This is a genomic window from Streptococcus infantarius subsp. infantarius ATCC BAA-102 (assembly GCF_000154985.1).
In the GTDB taxonomy this organism is placed as follows: domain Bacteria; phylum Bacillota; class Bacilli; order Lactobacillales; family Streptococcaceae; genus Streptococcus; species Streptococcus infantarius.
The window spans coordinates 284,554-303,556 of record NZ_DS572694.1 but is presented as its reverse complement, the minus strand read 5'-3'; the positions used below and the strand labels follow the sequence as shown (position 1 = coordinate 303,556).

The following is a 19,003-nucleotide window of genomic DNA, read 5'->3' as shown; positions in this document are numbered from 1 at the left end:
TTTTTTAGCTGTAAAATTGTTTAATTGTGTTATAATGATAGAACAAAATTAAAGGAGATATTGTGATGAAAAAGACGGTATCTTATTGGTTAATTGCTTTATGGTTTTTAGTAATGCTAATCAGCTATTGGATTTTTTTACCGCCCATTAATATTTTTAGCGTAGCTTTTTGGCTTTTTGTTTTAGAGGGCTTGTGTTTAGCCTTTGGAGTCATTGCTTTGTTGTCTCTTGGTGGCAAAGTCCAACAAATAACATTCCAAGTGCCAGGTAGTCGTGCTCGAAAAGTAGTTTCAGCACCGAAACCAGCTTTTGGAAAAGCTTTGTCTGCTATCAGCTTTGCTATTGCAGTGATTTTACTTATTCTTGGCGCGTCAACTTTCCTTAACTCTCGTTTGTTTAGAGCCAAAAGTTATGCCAATGTGATTAAAGTAAAAGAGGCTGATTTTACTTCTGATTTCCCTGAAACTAATATTTCTCATTTGGTTTTATTGGATCGTTCATCAGCTAAGAAAATTGGTGATACTTATCTTGGAACCATTGATAAAGTCTCACAATTTGGTATTTCAGATGATTATCGTCAGGTTACAATTGGTGAGCAACCTTACCGCGTCTCACCTCTAGAATACAAATCATTCTGGAAATGGTTTACCAACCATAAAGAAGGAATCGGCTATTACGTCAAGGTTAATCAGACAACAGGAAAAGCAGAATTAATCAAGCTTGATAAAGGCATGAAATATTCTGATTCTGAATATTTCTTTAGCGATACCCTTCGCTATTTGCGTTTGAAATACCCAACGGTGATTTTTGGAGATCCATCTTTTGAAGTGGATGACAAAGGAAATCCTTATTATGTTGCAACAACATATAAACCTAAGTTTATGTTGAGCTCAAATGACCCAACAGGTGCTATTTTACTTAATGCGGTAACTGGTGAAACCAAACGTTATGATCTTAAAGACATTCCTGACTGGGTTGACCGTGTCTTTTCTGCTGATAATGTGATTAGTCGTGTCGATGATTACTACACTTATCAAAAAGGTTTCTGGAATACAGTCTTTAGCCAAACAGGTGTGAAAAAAACAACGGATAGTTACAACTATATCTCAATTGGTTCAGATATTTACCTCTACACAGGTATCACATCGGCTACTGCTGATTCTTCAAACCTTGGCTTTATTTTGGTTAATATGCGTACTCGTGAAGTGACAAATTATAAATTGGCATCAGCGACTGAAACTGCTGCGCAAGAATCAGCAGAAGGCGAAGTTCAAGAAAAACATTATGAAGCAACAGCTCCGACACTTGTAAAATTAGACGGCAAAGCTTACTATCTTGTTTCTCTTAAAGATGCTGCTGGTTTGGTCAAATCTTACGCTATCGTTGATGCAGAAGATTACCAACAAGTGACCGTTGATAATGACATCGAGACTTTGATTGCTAAGTTCACGGATTCAGATACTTCAGCTTTGTCAGGTGTCGCTGACAATTCTGGCGAATCCAAAAAAGTCAAAGTGATTACTGGAGTGGTGGATAAATTAGCCAGCCAAATGATTTCAGGTTCAACAGTTTACTACATCTCGTCATCAGGAGAGATTTACAAAGTTAAAGCAACGACTGATACAACAGACAAACTTCCTTTCCTTGCTGTTGGGGATGAATTTAAAGGTGAACTTCAAGATGATAATTACTTGACTAAGTTTGAAGTAACTAATTAAAAATAAACAGTGAAGAGTTTGGAATAAAAATTCCAAGCTCTTTTGAATACGATTTTTTCGTATTGCCTGACCATTTAACCTATAATCAGTTATAAATTTATGTTATAATTAGATGTTATCAATAAGGGAGTTTCATTAGCTCCTATTTGAAAGGAAAGAAAATGACTAGTAAACAACCATTTTATATTACAACACCGATTTACTACCCATCTGGTAAGCTTCATATTGGTTCAGCTTATACAACAATCGCTTGTGACGTTTTAGCACGTTACAAACGTATGATGAACTATGATGTCTTTTATTTGACAGGGCTTGACGAACACGGTCAAAAAATCCAACAAAAAGCTGAAGAAGCAGGTATCACACCACAAGCTTACGTTGATGGTATGGCTGCTGATGTTAAAAAACTTTGGAAAATGCTTGATATCTCATATGATAAATTCATCCGTACAACTGATGATTACCACGAAAAAGTTGTTGCCGAAGTTTTTGAAAAATTGTTGGCACAAGATGATATTTATTTAGGTGAGTATTCTGGTTGGTACTCAGTTTCAGATGAAGAATTCTTTACAGAAAGCCAATTGGAAGAAGTTTTCCGTGATGAAAATGGAAAAGTCATCGGCGGGATTGCCCCTTCTGGACACGAAGTAGAATGGGTTTCAGAAGAATCATATTTCTTACGTCTTGGAAAATATGCTGACCGCTTGGTAGAATTTTTCCATGCACACCCTGATTTCATCCAACCTGATGGTCGTATGAACGAAATCATCAAGAACTTCATTGAACCAGGTCTTGAAGATTTGGCTGTCAGCCGTACATCATTTACATGGGGCGTTAAAGTGCCTTCAAATCCAAAACACGTTGTTTACGTGTGGATTGATGCGCTTCTTAACTACGCTACGGCACTTGGTTATGGTCAAGAAGAACACGCAAACTTTGATAATTTCTGGAACGAGGGAACAGTTTTCCATATGGTTGGTAAAGATATCCTACGTTTCCACTCCATTTACTGGCCAATTATGCTCATGATGTTGGACATGAAATTGCCTGACCGCTTGATTGCCCACGGTTGGTTTGTTATGAAAGACGGTAAAATGTCTAAATCTAAAGGTAATGTGGTTTACCCAGAAATGCTTGTCGAACGCTATGGACTTGACCCACTTCGTTATTATCTCATGCGCTCACTTCCAGTAGGTTCAGACGGAACATTTACGCCAGAAGATTACGTTGGACGTATCAATTATGAGTTGGCAAATGACCTTGGAAACCTTCTTAACCGCACAGTTGCCATGATTAATAAATATTTCGGTGGCGATGTTCCAGCTTACGTTAAAAATGTCACAGCATTTGATGCTGACTTGGCAGATGTTGTCGAAGAAAAACTCGCTGAATACCATAAACAAATGAATGCTGTTGACTACCCACGCGCACTTGATGCCGTATGGAGCATCATCTCACGTACAAACAAATACATTGATGAAACAGCTCCTTGGGTTCTTGCTAAAGATGACGCTAAACGTGATGAATTGGCAGCAGTAATGGCTCACTTGGCAGCTAGCCTTCGTGTGGTGGCTCACCTTATTCAACCATTTATGATGACAACATCAAACACTATTATGGAACAACTTGGTCTAGGAAGTGATTTTGACCTTGAAAATCTTACCCTTGCAGGCTTCCCAGAAGGTGTTAAAGTTGTTGCCAAAGGAACACCAATCTTCCCACGTCTTGATATGGAAGCTGAAATTGACTACATCAAAGCGAACATGGGTGCAGGTGCAGTAATTGCTGAAGAAAAAGAATGGGATCCAGCAGAAGTTGAACTTAAAAACGAAAAGAAAGCTATTAAATTTGACGACTTTGACAAAGTAGAAATCCGTGTCGCTGAAGTTAAAGAAGTTTCTAAAGTTGAAGGTTCAGAAAAACTTCTTAAATTCCGTCTTGATGCTGGTGATGGTGAAGACCGTCAAATCCTTTCAGGAATTGCAAAATTCTATCCAAACGAACAAGAACTTGTTGGTAAAAAATTACAAATCGTAGCTAACTTGAAACCACGTAAAATGATGGGACTTCTTAGCCAAGGTATGATTTTATCAGCTGAACATGACGGAAACTTGACTGTTCTTACAGTTGACCCAAGTGTACCAAACGGTAGCCAAATTGGTTAATAGTTGTCACAAAAGATAATGAAAATACTCAGTACCTATAATGGTAACTGGGTATTTAACTTGTCTTTTTATGAAAAGAAATTCGCAAAAAATGAAAATAAATTTCAAAAATGACAATTAATTTTCATTTAAGTTTCCTTTGATAATTTTTAATGGCGAATTTTATTATGGTGAATTAGAATCGAGAAAAACAAACATGACTTTAAAAATCTTATCACGAGAAGATTATGAACAAGTGAGTGCTACATTTAAAGAACGTTCGTTTATGCAATCTGTTGAAATGGCGGATTTGCTTGAAAAACGTGGGTTTGACATTACTTTTCTAGGTTTGGAAGCAGATGGAGCTATCCAAGTGGTGGGTGTTTTGTACAGCATGCCAATGACTGGTGGGCTTCATATGGAAATTAATTCTGGACCAGCTTCAACAGACACCGCTTATCTTTCAGAGTTTTATAGAGAATTAAAGGCTTATGCCAAGGCAAATGGTGCTTTTGAACTTATCGTTAAACCTTATGATACTTATCAAAGTTTTGATAGTCACGGAAAGCCAAATGATGATGAAAGACCAGGATTAATTACTTGTTTGACTGAGCTTGGTTATCATTTTGATGGGCTTCAAACAGGTTATCCTGGTGGTGAGCCTGATTGGCATTATGTGAAGGATTTGACAGGACTAGTACCAGAGACTTTGAAAAAATCCTTTAGTAAAAAAGGTCGTCCGCTAGTCAATAAAACCAATTCATTTGGTATTAAAGTACGACGTTTGAAACGTGATGAGCTTCATATTTTTAAAGCCATTACCGCGTCAACATCTGCTAGACGAGAATACATGGACAAACCTTTAGATTATTATGAAGCTTTTTACGATAGTTTTGGTGAGAATTGTGAATTCATGATTGCAACACTTAATTTCCAAGATTATCTTAAAAATCTTCAGGACAGCTATGATAAGATTGCTGCTGAATTAGCTGTTTTAAATCAAAAAATCGCTGACGGCGTCAACTCAGCCAAAGTCCACAAACAAAAGGCACAATTGGATAAGCAAATTGCAACTTTTGATGTTCGCCTTAAAGAAGCTAAAGAATTGATTCAAAAATATGGTTCAGAAGATGTCGTGTTAGCAGGTAGCCTCTTTGTCTACACACCGCAAGAAGCTGTTTATCTTTTTAGTGGTTCATATACTGAATTTAACAAATTCTATGCCCCAGTTGCTCTGCAAGAACACGTGATGACAGAAGCACTGAAACGTGGCATTAATTTCTATAATTTCCTTGGTATTCAGGGAATTTTTGATGGTAGCGATGGTGTACTTCGTTTCAAACAAAATTTTAATGGTTACATTGTCCGCAAAATGGGAACTTTCCGTTATTACCCACGCCCACTACTTCATAAAGTTGTAGCTTTAATCAAGAAAATCTTAAGACGGTAACCAAAACGAGCCTTAGGGCTCGTTTTTTGGTATACTAGTGGTATTAATTATCAAGGAGAGAGAAATGACTTTTGAAGAAATTTTGCCTGGTTTGAAGGCTAAGAAAAAATATGTGCGTACTGGCTGGGGCGGAGCAGAAAATTATGTTCAACTTTTTGACAGCATCGAGCAAAATGGTGAGGCACTTCCAGTGACACCATACTTCCTCATCAATGTATCAGGTGAGGGCGAAGGCTTTTCAATGTGGTCACCAACACCTTGCGATGTTCTAGCTACTGATTGGGTCGAAGTAAATGACTAAGATACTTATCACAGGTGTCAGCTCAGGAATTGGGCTTGCTCAAGCGCTACTTTTTTTGGAAAATGGCTGCGCGGTATACGGCGTTGATAAGTCGCAAGCGCCTGAGATTCAAAATGAAAACTTTCATTTCCTACAGTTAGATTTGACGACGGATTTAGCTGCGCTCTACGATTTTGTATCTGACGTAGATATCTTGTGTAACACCGCTGGAATTCTCGACGCTTACAAGCCTTTGCTTGAAGTGTCAGATGATGAACTCGAGCGTGTGTTTCAGACAAATTTTTTTGCGACGGTTAAAATCACTCGTTATTATTTAGCTAAAATGGTTGAAAGACAATCAGGTATTATCATTAACATGTGCTCGATTGCTTCATTTATTGCAGGTGGGGGCGGAGCAGCTTACACAGCTAGTAAGCATGCACTTGCAGGTTTCACGCGCCAGCTTGCACTTGACTATGCTAAAGACAAGCTTCAAGTGTTTGGTATCGCACCAGGTGCAGTTAAGACAGCCATGACAGCTAGCGATTTTGAACCAGGAGGCTTGGCTAACTGGGTCGCCCAAGAAACACCAATCGGACGTTGGAGTAGTCCTGAGGAAATCGCTGAGCTGACTGGATTTTTAGCATCAGGAAAAGCCACATCTATGCAAGGGGAAATTGTCAAAATAGACGGCGGCTGGAGTTTGAAGTAGAGGCATAAAAAGGAGGCTTCAAAATGAAGAGGAGAAAACCATAGTGGACATTTCTGTCAAACGGATTGTAAGAAGAAGTAAGACAGAAAAAAATAGGAGATAAACATGAACGCACAAGAACTATGGAATGAATACAAGCAAATCAATCCCTCAATTGGTGATGACATTGATGCTTGGCAGTTTGGAGCACAGCCAGATTTATTAGCGAAATTGGTTTTAGATGGGACAAAAACAGCTACTGCCTCAGCCTATGACTTATATGCAGTTGATAATGATCCGCTACCTGAAGTTGGTTCCTACGATGTAGTATTAGACAGTAAAGACCAAGCAGTTTGCATTATTCAGATTAAAAAAGTTTCTGTGGTAGCTTTTGAAGAAGTTTCTGAGGAACATGCTTTTAAAGAAGGTGAGGGAGATAAAACTCTTGCCTACTGGAGGCAAGTTCATGAAGACTTTTTCAAACCTTATTACAATGAATACGGTCTGACATTTAACGGTGATAGTCAAATTGTTCTTGAAGAATTTGAAGTGGTCTATCCCACACTTTAGTATGACAATTACTTGTTATAGTATCAGTTTGAAAAACGAACATGTGCTAAACTGTGCTTAGACATTAATTAGGAGGAAATCTATGAAATTAGCTATTTTGGGAACAGGAAAAATCGTTGAAGAGGTTTTACCAGTTTTAAAAGAAATTAATGGAATCGAATTATCAGCGATTTTATCAACACCGCGCAGCATTGAAAAGGCTGAAAAGCTAGCTGAGCTTTATGCGATTAGTCAAGCTAGCAGCGACTACGATAGCATTTTGGCAAATCCAGATGTGGATACGGTTTATGTTGCCCTTCCAAATCACTTGCATTATGACTACGCTAAAAAAGCTTTGCTAGCTGGCAAACACGTCATTTGTGAAAAGCCATTTACGTTAACATTAGCGGAATTTGAAGACTTGGCAAAAATTGCAGAGCAAAAAAATCGCATTTTGCTAGAAGCAATCACCAACCAATATCTAGGAAATTTTGCTTCGATTAAGGCGAATCTTGCAAAACTAGGGGATATTAAAATTGTTGAGTGTAACTATTCTCAATATTCTTCACGCTACGATGCCTTTAAACGTGGTGAAATTGCACCAGCTTTTGACCCAGCAAAAGGTGGCGGAGCTCTTCGTGACTTAAATATTTACAATATTCATTTGGTTGTTGGTTTGTTTGGTAAGCCTGAACGAGTGCAATATTTAGCCAATATGGAACGAGGTGTTGACACTTCAGGAATCTTGATTATGGATTATGGCAATTTCAAGGCGGCTTGTATTGGTGCCAAGGATTGCTCTGCGGATATTAAATCAACTATTCAAGGAAATAAAGGGTCGATTGCCGTTCTTGGTCCAACCAACAGTATGCCCGAGTTATCGCTAAGCCTTAACGGTCAAAGCATGACAATGATTAATGAAAATTCACTTAATCACCGCATGCATGACGAATTTGTAGCTTTCCAAGCAATCATCGAACATGAAGATATGACTGCGACTAAACTAGCACTTGATCATAGCCATTTGGTGATGGAAGTTTTGGACCAAGCTGTCAATAGCTTGTAATCTATAAAAATAAGCCTATTACTTATAATTGTGATATAATGGAGTAGCTTGTGTAAGTTGATGAAAAGAGTCTATCTTTGATTAACTTGCAAATCTACTCTATTTTTTTAAGGAATTATAGTCATGTCAAATTATGCAATTATTTTAGCAGCTGGTAAAGGAACACGTATGAAGTCAGACCTTCCTAAGGTCCTTCATAAAGTTTCTGGCATTACCATGTTAGAACACGTTTTCCGTGCGGTATCAGCTTTGAATCCAGAAAAAAATGTGACTGTTATTGGTCATAAAGCCGAAATGGTTCGTGAAGTTTTAGCTGGCAAATCAGAATTTGTCATGCAAACTGAACAACTTGGAACTGGTCATGCTGTCATGATGGCAGAAGTTGAGTTGGCTGGTCTTGAAGGGCAAACACTTGTTATTGCAGGTGACACACCACTTATCACTGGTGAAAGCTTGAAAGAATTGATTGAGTTCCACGTTAGCCACAAAAATGTTGCGACTATTTTAACAGCAACAGCTGAAAATCCATTTGGTTACGGACGTATCATCCGCAACGAAAATGGTGAAGTGCTTAAAATCGTTGAACAAAAAGATGCTTCTGAATTTGAACGCCAAGTTAAAGAAATCAATACAGGAACTTACGTTTTTGATAACAAACGTTTATTTGAAGCTCTTAAAAACATCAACACAAACAACGCTCAAGGTGAGTACTACTTGACAGATGTTATCTCAATTTTCCGTAACGCTGGTGAAAAAGTTGGTGCTTATGTTCTTCATGATTTCGATGAAAGTCTTGGGGTTAATGACCGCGTGGCACTTTCTACTGCAGAAGACATCATGCGTCGTCGAATCAATAAAAAACACATGGTTAACGGTGTTACTTTCCAAAATCCAGCAGCAACTTACATCGATGTTGACGTTGAAATTGCTCCAGATGTGATGATTGAAGCCAACGTTACCCTTAAAGGAAATACAAAAATTGGTGCAGGTTCTGTTTTGACAAATGGAACATACCTTGTTGATTCAACAATCGGTGAAAATGTGGTTATTACAAACTCTATGATTGAAAAATCAGTGGTTAAAGATGGTGTTACCATTGGTCCATTTGCTCACGTGCGTCCTGATTCAACACTTGAAGAAAAAGTTCACGTTGGTAACTTCGTTGAAGTGAAATCATCAACTGTTGGTAAAGGAACAAAAGCAGGTCACTTGACTTACATTGGAAATACAACAATTGGACACGATGTTAACTTCGGAGCTGGTACTATTATTGCTAACTACGACGGACAACACAAATTCAACACAACTATTGGAAATAATGTCTTTGTTGGAAGTAACTCAACAATCATTTCTCCAGTAACTTTGGGTGACAATGCTCTTACAGCAGCTGGTTCAACAATTTACCAAGATGTTGAAAAAGATGCTCTTGCTATTGGACGTGCTCGTCAAGTTAATAAAGCAGGTTATGCTCTTAACAAACCACACCACCCAAATAACAAAAAATAATCATTTTTGCTAAACTTTTTGGCATTTGAAAAGAGGATGACAAGCTCACCCTCTTTTTCTATTTTTTAGAAAAATTAAGTAGATTTCACGGATATTTCAGCAGTTTAAGCGTATTGGAATAGCAATTCTTGGGACTTTGTAGTAAAATTTAATGTGGAAATATTTTAAGGGAGATTGCTTAGTATGGATTTTGAAGAAAAAACGCTCAAGCGAACAGAGATTTTTGATGGGCATGTGATTAAAGTTGTTGTCGATGATGTTGAGTTACCAAATAATCTAGGACAAGCTAAACGTGAATTGATTTTTCACCGCGGAGCAGTTGCTGTTTTAGCTGTAACTGATGAGGATAAAATTATTTTGGTTAAACAATATCGTAAGGCTATTGAAAAAGTTTCTTATGAAATCCCTGCTGGTAAGCTCGAAATTGGTGAAAACGGCTCTGAGAAAGATGCCGCTGCGCGTGAATTAGAAGAGGAAACAGGATACTCTGGCGATTTAAAACAAATTCATGAGTTTTACACTGCCATTGGTTTTTGCAATGAAAAAATTAAGCTTTATCAAGCAACTCATTTGCAAAAAGTGCCAAATCCACGACCACAAGATGATGATGAAGTTTTAGAAATTCTTGAATTAAGCTATCAAGAATGCATGGATTTGGTCAAATCTGGAGCAATCGAAGATGCTAAAACAATCATAGCCCTTCAATATTATGCTCTGCATTTTGGAGGATAAAAAATGGGTAGACCACTTTTAACAGACGAGATAATCGAACGTGCTAACCGTGGTGAAATCTTTTATGATGATAATTACTTAGAAGATGATAAAGAAACGAAGGTCATCCGAACAGACCAGTATGACACCTTGACTAGCTATGATCCTTATGAGGATTATGAAGACTCTCGTGGTGTTTTGGACAAATGGAAAGACCGAAAAAAAGACGATCAGCATGTTTACAAAAGTCGTCGAATCGAAAATGCGAAACGCAGTAAATTTCAACGAAAACTTAACATGATTATGTTTGTAGTTGTTGTTTTATTGATTGCACTCTTTTTCGCAGTATTTAATCTATAAAAATTAGAAGGAGAAGCAGGAGTAATAACTTTGGAAATAACAGTTGGTATTGCTCTTGTATTTTTGAGATGAAAATTGGAATTATTGCCGCAATGGAAGAAGAACTAAAACTTCTTGTTGAAAATCTTAGTGACAAAACAGAACACGATGTTTTGGGAAACACTTACTATGAAGGTAAGCTAGGCAACCATCAAGTTTTCCTTGTTCAATCAGGAATTGGTAAAGTCATGTCAGCTATCTCTGTTGCTATTCTTTCTGACCATTTTGGTGTTGATGCTGTGATTAATACAGGGTCAGCAGGTGCAGTAGCTCCTGGCTTGAAGATTGGTGACGTTGTTGTTGCTGACAAATTAGTCTACCACGACGTTGATGTGACAGCTTTTGGTTATGATTACGGTCAAATGGCTGCGCAACCACTTTATTTTGAATCAGACCAAAATTTTGTTAAAACATTTGAACAAGTGTTAACGGAAGCTAACATTGATAGCAAAATTGGTTTGATTGCGACAGGTGATTCATTTATTGCTGGGCAAGATAAAATCGATGCGATTAAAGCACGCTTCCCAGAAGTTCAAGCTGTTGAAATGGAAGGAGCTGCGATTGCGCAAGCTGCTCACAATTTGCACAAACCATTCATCGTTGTTCGTGCTATGTCAGATACGGCTGCGCATGATGCCAATATTACATTTGATGAATTCATCTTGGAAGCTGGTAAACAATCAGCAAAAATCTTGATGACATTTCTTGAAAAATTAGCTTAAGTCAGAAAAAGCCTGAGGCAAGTACCTCAGGCTTTTAATATGGAATTTTAGTCAACTTTTTGAATATAAATTTGTTCAGCGATTCGTTCAGGAATCACGAGTTGTCGTGATTGATAGGCAAGAGTATGTGTCTTAGCATAGTCATCAACTTTAACCAATTCAACAGTATCGTTAATTGCTAAGCCGTGTTCTTCAAGGTAGTTTAACAAATGAGCTTCGTCGTGAGTACGGCTGATTTGATAAGTGCCAAGTTCTTCAATCTGGCTGAGTGTTTGGTTGTGAACTTCAATCAATAGTTCGCCTTTTTTAGGAATTATCCCACCGTGAGGACAAAATTCAGGATAATTAAGTTTTTCTTCTAGGCGATCGATGAAGATTGTTGAGACCGTGTGTTCAAGGACTTCAGCTTCTTGGTGGATTTCATCGGCATTGTAATGAAGGTGGTTAGCCAAAAAGACTTCGATGAGGCGGTGCTTACGATAGAGTTGTGAGACTAATAATAAGCCTTTTCTAGTCAGGTAGTAGCCAACCTCTTTATCCTTAACGATGAGCCCTTCAGCAATCATTTTTTTGACCATTTCAGTTACAGCTGGTGCTGAAACTTGCATTAAGGCAGCAATTCGTTTATTGGTTATCTTAGTTTTAGTTTCTCCTAGTTCATGGATACATTTTAGATAATCTTCTTTATTTGGTGTCATCTTATCTCGCTTTCTGTTCTTCTATTATAGCAAAAATCTTTTAACCGTGAGGTGGAAAGCTTGTTATTATAGGATTATTTTAGGAAAACAAGCAAAAAATCAAGGCAGGAAGTCCTAGCTTGATTTTTTAGGGATTATTTAAAGTTGTAATCTTTGACAATGTCAATCTTAGTAATGGTAATATCGCTAGTTGGTTTGTCGTTGCTATTAGTATCTACTTTAGAGATAGCATCAACAACATCCATACCATCGATAACTTGTCCAAATACAGTATAGTTTTTATCTAAGCTTGGGTTACCACCTTTGGTATAAGCGTCAATGATTGCTTTTGGATAGCTGTCGCTTGAGAGCTGACTAGATTGGTCAGCTGGATTTTGGTTGATGAAAAATTGACTACCATTGGTATCAGCGCCAGCATTTGCCATGGCTAGTGCACCGCGGATGTTATAGAGGTAAGGTGAGATTTCATTAGCAAAACCATTGCCAGAATCGATTTTCTTGTCTTTACCTTTCCAGATAGACTCTCCCCCTGTGCCATTTCCTTTAGGATCACCAGACTGAATCATAAAATCAGAAATCACGCGGTGAAATAAGAGCCCATCGTAGTAGCCTTTCTTAGCATGAGTTAGGAAATTTTCCACAGCAAGTGGTGCATGTTTTGGAAAGAGTTTAATGGTAATGTCACCTTTAGAGGTATGCATGATGACTTCAGCTTCATTTTGAGCAACCTCTGTTGATAATTGAGGAAAAGCAGATACATCTGCCTGAAGAGCTTTTTTAATCTCTTTTTGGTATGCTTTTGATGATGATGCGCTGGCACTGGCTTGCGCGGCAGAAGAATTTGCTGCTGTTTTAGCATCGACATAATCATTTCCACGAATGGCTCGGGTCATGTTTTTACAACTAGATAAAGTAGCCAAGCAGACGACGGTTAAACCAAGTGACAATAGTTTTTTCATGATACCTCCTTATTGACAAATAGTTGTCATATCAGTAAATCCTTATGGTGACAAAGTGTCAATAAAATTATTGAAGTTATTTAGCTATTTCATTTTATCATAAATCTACGCTAATAACCTAAAAGCTTAAAAAATGCTATAATAAGGATATGGCAAAATCAAAAAGTAGAAGAAAAGGTCGTAAAACACGGCGACCGACAAAAGCAGAAATAAAAAGACAAAAGGCACTGGAACGCTTTATTTTAGCAATTGTGACAACGATTATTTTTTTCTTTGCGATGGCTCGCTTGGGAATCTTTGGGATAACGGTTTACAATCTTGTGAGACTAGCAGTAGGAAGCTTGGCTTACGTTTTGATGGTTGCAGTCCTACTCTATTTTCTTGGATTTAAGTGGTTTCACAAGCAGGCTGGACTTATTGGAGGTTTTGTGGTGACCATGATTGGTCTCTTATTAGAATGGCATGCTTACCTTTTTTCACTATCAGCCTTTCGTGGCAAGGAAATCTTCTCCACAACAGCTAGTTTGATTTTTAGCGATCTGGTCAAGTTCAAAGTCACTAAATTTGTTGGTGGCGGTATGCTTGGTGCTGTTTTATACAAACCAGTTGCTTTTCTTTTTTCAAATGTTGGCACATTTTTGATTGGGGGACTTTTTATCATTCTTGGACTCTTTTTGATGAGTCCTTGGGAAGTTTATGACCTTATTGATTTCTTCAAAGAAAAATCACAAGAGTGGGCTGCCAAACATGAAATCAGAAAGCAAAAACGCTTTGTCAAACGTGAGGAAAAACGTGCACTTGCCGAGCAAAAACGTCAAGAAAAAGCTCAAAAAGCCGAAGAAGAACGTTTGGCTCAGTTGACGGTTGATCAAGAGACTGGTGAGATTTTAGATGGTCCAGAGGACAATGAAGCATCATTATTTGACAATATTCCAGTCGAAAATGCTGCAGTTGAACCTGAAATTTTGGCTTATGAGCATGTACCAGAAGGTTTGGAAGAAACAGCTTCTGAAGAAAATCTTAAACCAGAAGTGACACCAGCTGAGCAAGAAATGATTGATCAAGAAGATGATGGGGAACCATTGGAAGTTGATTTCACATCTAAGGCAAATCTTCTTTATAAGCTTCCTACCATTGATTTATTTGCACCTGATAAGCCGAAGAATCAGTCAAAAGAAAAAAACATTGTCCGTAGAAATATCAAAGTCTTGGAAGATACCTTTAATAGTTTTGGGATTGATGTCAAGGTTGAACGAGCTGAAATCGGTCCGTCAGTTACAAAATACGAAGTCAAGCCAGCCGTTGGTGTGCGTGTTAACCGTATTTCAAACTTGGCTGATGATTTAGCGCTGGCCCTTGCGGCAAAAGACGTTCGTATTGAAGCACCGATTCCAGGTAAATCTTTAGTCGGTATTGAGGTACCAAACTCAGAGATTGCCACAGTTACTTTCCGTGAGCTTTGGGAACAAGCAGACACAGATCCAAATAAACTTCTTGAAGTCCCACTTGGTAAGGCTGTTAATGGAACTGCTCGTACCTTTGACCTCGCTCGTATGCCTCACTTACTTGTGGCAGGTTCTACAGGTTCAGGTAAATCTGTTGCGGTCAACGGTATCATTGCAAGTATTTTGATGAAAGCACGCCCAGACCAAGTCAAGTTTATGATGATTGACCCTAAAATGGTTGAGTTGTCTGTTTATAATGACATTCCACACTTGCTAATTCCTGTGGTAACTAATCCACGAAAAGCAGCGCGTGCGCTTCAAAAAGTGGTTGATGAAATGGAAAATCGTTACGAACTCTTCAGTCATTTTGGTGTGCGAAATATCGCAGGATACAATGCCAAGGTTGAAGAATTTAATGCACAGTCAGAGCAAAAACAAATTCCATTGCCACTTATCGTGGTTATCGTCGATGAACTTGCTGACTTGATGATGGTTGCCAGCAAAGAAGTGGAAGATGCGATTATTCGTTTGGGACAAAAGGCGCGTGCAGCAGGTATTCACATGATTCTTGCGACACAACGTCCATCTGTAGATGTCATCAGCGGTTTGATTAAGGCAAACGTGCCATCACGTGTAGCCTTTGCCGTATCGTCAGGAACTGATAGTCGTACGATTTTAGATGAAAATGGTGCTGAAAAACTTCTTGGACGTGGTGATATGCTCTTTAAACCAATTGATGAAAATCACCCTGTTCGTTTGCAAGGTTCATTTATATCAGATGATGATGTTGAACGTATTGTTGGCTTTATCAAAAATCAAGCTGACGCAGATTACGATGATAGTTTTGATCCAGGTGAAGTGTCTGAATCTGATTTGAAATCAGGTGGAGGCGGTGCTTCGCAAGAAGGTGACCCGCTCTTTGAAGATGCTAAAGCTTTGGTTCTTGAAACTCAAAAGGCAAGCGCCTCAATGCTCCAACGTCGTTTGTCAGTCGGCTTTAATCGCGCAACCCGCTTGATGGATGAACTAGAAGCAGCAGGAGTCATCGGACCAGCAGAAGGAACAAAACCTCGCAAAGTCTTAATGACAAAGCCAACTCCAGAAGCATAATAAAAACGTTAGCCAGAAGGTTAACGTTTTTATTATGCAAGTGTAAAAACTAAAATTAAAACAATAATGTAAAAAATAAATGTGACGATAAAACCTGAACGCCAGAAAAATTTACCAAAACAACGGTAAGAAAATGAGTGATTTCTCTTTAAGAAAAATGCGGTTAAGCCAAGCGCCAGTAAGGATAAACAGATTAAATAGTAAAAGAAAACACTGCTATCTAAAAATTTATTAACGACCAAAGCAATCTCAAACGCAAAAAGTGGAAAAGCAAGGTCAGTAAAGAGAATTCCAAAACGTTTTAAATTGAAAAATTTAACAAGAATATAAGCAAAAATAGGTGTTAAAAAGATAAAAGAAAAGGAAAATAATTTGTACATCATCATGTCTTATATTTTATACTGAAAGTTTGAAGAAGTAAATGATTAGAAGATTTTTCTTGAAAAATACTTTTAAATTTTTGATCAAGCTAGTAAAGGAAATTTAGCTGAATCAAAAAGTTGAAATTGCTTGCTTTTAAAAACTAAGCTAAAACTTGTCACATCAAGCATTTTTTAGGAAATATTTGATGCAAATTCCTTGCTTTTTCCTGGAATTAATGTATAATATTAGGGTATGCTATTGAGCATATCTGTGGGAGGTAAAAATCTTAATTACCGCCAAAACCACAACAGGAGGATTTTATAAATGGCTAAAAAAGTCGAAAAAGTTGTTAAACTTCAAATTCCTGCTGGTAAAGCTACACCAGCTCCGCCAGTTGGTCCAGCTCTTGGTCAAGCAGGTATTAACATTATGGGATTCACTAAAGAATTTAATGCCCGTACAGCTGATCAAGCTGGCATGATTATCCCAGTTGTTATCTCAGTATACGAAGATAAATCATTTGATTTCGTAACTAAAACTCCACCAGCAGCTGTTCTTTTGAAAAAAGCTGCAGGTGTTGAAAAAGGTTCAGGAACACCTAACACAACTAAAGTTGCAACAGTTACTCGTGCACAAGTACAAGAAATTGCTGAAACTAAAATGCCAGACTTAAACGCTGCAAATATTGAATCTGCAATGCGTATGATTGAAGGTACTGCTCGTTCTATGGGATTCACTGTTGTTGATTAATCAATAGCAACCCAATCTGTGATTAATTGAGGTAACCACACTGTACCGTTGAGATTAATTCACGCTAGACCCGCAAGACTTCATCGTAATTTGATGAGTGACGTGGGAGATTTTAAATCAAATCGATATGACCACATTACAAGGAGAATTTTAAATGGCTAAAAAAGGCAAACAAATGCGTGCTGCACTTGAAAAAATCGACAGCACAAAAGCTTACAGCGTAGAAGAAGCTGTAGCTCTTGCAAAAGAAACTAATTTCGCAAAATTTGATGCATCTGTAGAAGTTGCATATAAACTTAACATTGACGTTCGTAAAGCAGACCAACAAATCCGTGGTGCAATGGTATTGCCAAACGGTACTGGTAAAACACAACGTGTTCTTGTATTTGCACGTGGTGCGAAAGCTGAAGAAGCTAAAGCTGCTGGTGCAGACTTCGTTGGTGAAGATGACCTTGTTGCTAAAATCAACGACGGTTGGCTTGACTTTGACGTAGTTATCGCTACACCAGACATGATGGCTATTGTTGGACGTCTTGGACGTGTCCTTGGACCTCGTAACCTTATGCCAAACCCTAAAACTGGTACAGTAACTATGGATGTTGCTAAAGCAGTTGAAGAATCTAAAGGTGGTAAAATCACTTACCGTGCTGATAAAGCAGGTAACGTACAAGCTATCATTGGTAAAGTATCATTTGATGCAGATAAATTGGTTGAAAACTTCAAAGCTATCCACGAAGTTATGGTTAAATCTAAACCAGCTACTGCTAAAGGTACATATATGACTAACTTGTCTATTACAACTACACAAGGTGTAGGTATCAAAGTAGATCCAAGCTCATTCTAATTGATACATTAATGAAAAATCCGTTTCTTTGAAACGGATTTTTTTATGGGCTGTGTGATCTTTCTAATGAAATGAAAAGGGAAATGATTTATCTGTTTGAATCACATAGTTGATCTGTTTTTAATCTTTCAAAATTCAACGAATTTTGCTAGGTAAAATAGGTAAATTATGTTAAAATAATAAAGATAAAAAAAGGAGTAACTTGAAGTGGAACCTAAGTATAAACGTATTTTAATTAAATTATCTGGTGAAGCGTTAGCTGGTGAAAAAGGTGTCGGAATCGACATTGAAACTGTTAAAACTATCGCAAAAGAAATTGCTGAAGTACATAGTTCAGGTGTAGAAATTGCTTTGGTTATTGGTGGTGGAAACCTTTGGCGTGGTGAACCAGCTGCTGCAGCTGGTATGGACCGTGTTCAAGCTGACTACACAGGTATGCTTGGAACAGTTATGAACGCTCTTGTTATGGCTGATAGCCTTCAACAAAATGGTGTTGATACACGTGTTCAAACATCAATCCCAATGCAAAACGTTGCTGAACCATACATCCGTGGTCGTGCGCTTCGTCACCTTGAAAAAAATCGCATCGTGATTTTTGCTGCTGGTATCGGCTCACCTTACTTCTCAACTGATACAACAGCTGCTCTTCGTGCCGCTGAAATCGACGCTGAAGCTATCTTGATGGCTAAAAATGGTGTTGACGGTGTTTACAACGCCGATCCTAAGAAAGATGCTAATGCTGTCAAATTTGATGAATTGACACACGGTGAAGTCATCAAACGTGGACTTAAAATTATGGACGCAACTGCATCAACACTTTCAATGGACAACGATATTGACTTGGTTGTCTTTAACATGAATGAAGCTGGTAATATTAAACGTGTTGTCTTTGGTGAAGTCATTGGTACAACTGTTTCAAATAAAACTGAATACCACAAAAAATAATTTATCAGCTCTGCTATTTTCCAAAAAATAAGAAATGAGGATTAATAAAATCTATGGCTAATGCTATTATCGAAAAAGCTAAAGAACGCTTTGAACAATCACACAGTTCATTGGCACGCGAATTTGCAGCTATCCGTGCTGGTCGTGCTAACGCATCTCTTTTGGACCGTATCCAAGTAGAATACTACGGTGCCATGACACCACTTAATCAATTGGCTTCTATCACAGTTCCAGAAGCACGTGTTCTTTTGATTTCACCATTTGATAAATCATCTTTGAAAGATATTGAACATGCTATTAATGCTTCAGACCTTGGTATTACCCCTGCTAACGATGGTTCAGTGATTCGTTTGGTTATTCCTGCGCTTACTGAAGAAACTCGTAAAGAACTCGCTAAAGAAGTGAAAAAAGTCGGTGAAAATGCTAAAGTTGCTATCCGTAATATCCGTCGTGATGCTATGGACGAAGCTAAAAAACAAGAAAAAGCTAAAGAAATCACTGAAGACGAATTGAAAGTTCTTGAAAAAGACATTCAAAAAGCAACTGACGAAGCTGTTAAACACATCGATGCTATGACAGCTAACAAAGAAAAAGAATTGCTTGAAGTCTAATCAAAAAGAAGGTATGGGGGTGGACTTTCCACCTCCTTTTAT

Annotated in this window: 19 protein-coding genes; 16 read left to right on the top strand and 3 right to left on the bottom strand. The window is 38.0% G+C overall.

What is annotated here, in order from left to right:
* Nucleotides 1–65 precede the first annotated feature (65 nt).
* The 11 genes from STRINF_RS09100 (at nt 66) to STRINF_RS09050 (ending at nt 11,236) form a co-directional block, all read left to right on the top strand.
* Nucleotides 66–1,718: a hypothetical protein gene (locus tag STRINF_RS09100; protein WP_006532833.1), complete on the top strand. Its 1,653-nt coding sequence runs from the start codon at nt 66–68 to the stop codon at nt 1,716–1,718.
* A 161-nt stretch (nt 1,719–1,879) separates the two neighbouring features.
* A complete protein-coding gene (metG, locus tag STRINF_RS09095; protein WP_006532832.1) occupies nt 1,880–3,883 on the top strand; it encodes a methionine--tRNA ligase in 2,004 nt (667 codons plus the stop codon).
* Between the two features lie 196 nt (nt 3,884–4,079).
* Entirely contained in the window at nt 4,080–5,312 is a 1,233-nt protein-coding gene (locus STRINF_RS09090) for an aminoacyltransferase (RefSeq protein ID WP_006532831.1), read from the top strand.
* Between the two features lie 64 nt (nt 5,313–5,376).
* On the top strand, nt 5,377–5,613 hold the full coding sequence (locus STRINF_RS09085) for a DUF2829 domain-containing protein (RefSeq protein ID WP_014335150.1): 237 nt from the start codon (nt 5,377–5,379) through the stop codon (nt 5,611–5,613).
* Nucleotides 5,606–6,304: a 3-oxoacyl-ACP reductase gene (locus STRINF_RS09080; RefSeq protein ID WP_006532829.1), complete on the top strand. Its 699-nt coding sequence runs from the start codon at nt 5,606–5,608 to the stop codon at nt 6,302–6,304. Before STRINF_RS09085 ends, STRINF_RS09080 begins: the two co-directional genes overlap by 8 nt.
* Nucleotides 6,305–6,409: 105 nt before the next feature.
* Nucleotides 6,410–6,853, top strand: coding sequence for an ASCH domain-containing protein (locus tag STRINF_RS09075; protein WP_006532828.1), 444 nt, complete (start codon nt 6,410–6,412; stop codon nt 6,851–6,853).
* An 82-nt stretch (nt 6,854–6,935) separates the two neighbouring features.
* On the top strand, nt 6,936–7,898 hold the full coding sequence (locus STRINF_RS09070) for a Gfo/Idh/MocA family protein (protein ID WP_006532827.1): 963 nt from the start codon (nt 6,936–6,938) through the stop codon (nt 7,896–7,898).
* 123 nt (nt 7,899–8,021) lie between these two features.
* Nucleotides 8,022–9,404: a bifunctional UDP-N-acetylglucosamine diphosphorylase/glucosamine-1-phosphate N-acetyltransferase GlmU gene (glmU, locus tag STRINF_RS09065; RefSeq protein WP_006532826.1), complete on the top strand. Its 1,383-nt coding sequence runs from the start codon at nt 8,022–8,024 to the stop codon at nt 9,402–9,404.
* A gap of 183 nt (nt 9,405–9,587) precedes the next feature.
* Nucleotides 9,588–10,136, top strand: coding sequence for an NUDIX hydrolase (locus tag STRINF_RS09060; protein WP_006532825.1), 549 nt, complete (start codon nt 9,588–9,590; stop codon nt 10,134–10,136).
* Nucleotides 10,137–10,139: 3 nt separating this feature from the next.
* Nucleotides 10,140–10,475 carry a cell wall synthase accessory phosphoprotein MacP gene (gene macP / locus STRINF_RS09055; RefSeq protein ID WP_006532824.1) on the top strand — a complete coding sequence of 112 codons (336 nt, stop codon included), beginning with the start codon at nt 10,140–10,142 and terminating at the stop codon, nt 10,473–10,475.
* A gap of 68 nt (nt 10,476–10,543) precedes the next feature.
* Complete coding sequence (locus STRINF_RS09050) at nt 10,544–11,236, top strand: 5'-methylthioadenosine/adenosylhomocysteine nucleosidase (protein ID WP_006532823.1); 693 nt, start codon at nt 10,544–10,546, stop codon at nt 11,234–11,236.
* Between the two features lie 47 nt (nt 11,237–11,283).
* Here STRINF_RS09050 and STRINF_RS09045 read toward each other — a convergent pair whose 3' ends face one another.
* Both STRINF_RS09045 and STRINF_RS09040 read right to left on the bottom strand, forming a co-directional pair.
* Nucleotides 11,284–11,934 (bottom strand): metal-dependent transcriptional regulator, encoded by a 651-nt coding sequence (locus STRINF_RS09045; RefSeq protein WP_006532822.1) that lies wholly within the window; start codon nt 11,932–11,934, stop codon nt 11,284–11,286.
* Between the two features lie 134 nt (nt 11,935–12,068).
* The gene (locus tag STRINF_RS09040) at nt 12,069–12,893 is read right to left on the bottom strand and encodes a peptidylprolyl isomerase (RefSeq protein ID WP_043878450.1); all 825 of its coding nucleotides are present in this window, start codon (nt 12,891–12,893) and stop codon (nt 12,069–12,071) included.
* Nucleotides 12,894–13,042: 149 nt separating this feature from the next.
* Between STRINF_RS09040 and STRINF_RS09035 the strand changes: the two genes are divergently transcribed.
* A complete protein-coding gene (locus STRINF_RS09035) occupies nt 13,043–15,448 on the top strand; it encodes a DNA translocase FtsK (RefSeq protein ID WP_006532820.1) in 2,406 nt (801 codons plus the stop codon).
* A gap of 32 nt (nt 15,449–15,480) precedes the next feature.
* On the opposite strand, the gene STRINF_RS09030 is transcribed toward STRINF_RS09035, so the two are convergent.
* Nucleotides 15,481–15,834, bottom strand: a complete 354-nt coding sequence (locus STRINF_RS09030) for a DUF3397 domain-containing protein (RefSeq protein ID WP_043878449.1) — start codon at nt 15,832–15,834, stop codon at nt 15,481–15,483.
* Nucleotides 15,835–16,135: 301 nt separating this feature from the next.
* Between STRINF_RS09030 and rplK the strand changes: the two genes are divergently transcribed.
* The 4 genes from rplK (at nt 16,136) to frr (ending at nt 18,961) form a co-directional block, all read left to right on the top strand.
* Complete coding sequence (gene rplK / locus STRINF_RS09025; protein WP_003065913.1) at nt 16,136–16,561, top strand: 50S ribosomal protein L11; 426 nt, start codon at nt 16,136–16,138, stop codon at nt 16,559–16,561.
* Nucleotides 16,562–16,715: 154 nt separating this feature from the next.
* The gene (rplA, locus tag STRINF_RS09020; protein ID WP_006532818.1) at nt 16,716–17,405 is read left to right on the top strand and encodes a 50S ribosomal protein L1; all 690 of its coding nucleotides are present in this window, start codon (nt 16,716–16,718) and stop codon (nt 17,403–17,405) included.
* A gap of 207 nt (nt 17,406–17,612) precedes the next feature.
* Nucleotides 17,613–18,350 carry a UMP kinase gene (pyrH, locus tag STRINF_RS09015; protein WP_006532817.1) on the top strand — a complete coding sequence of 246 codons (738 nt, stop codon included), beginning with the start codon at nt 17,613–17,615 and terminating at the stop codon, nt 18,348–18,350.
* 53 nt (nt 18,351–18,403) lie between these two features.
* Complete coding sequence (frr, locus tag STRINF_RS09010; protein ID WP_006532816.1) at nt 18,404–18,961, top strand: ribosome recycling factor; 558 nt, start codon at nt 18,404–18,406, stop codon at nt 18,959–18,961.
* The last annotated feature ends 42 nt before the right edge of the window (nt 18,962–19,003 follow it).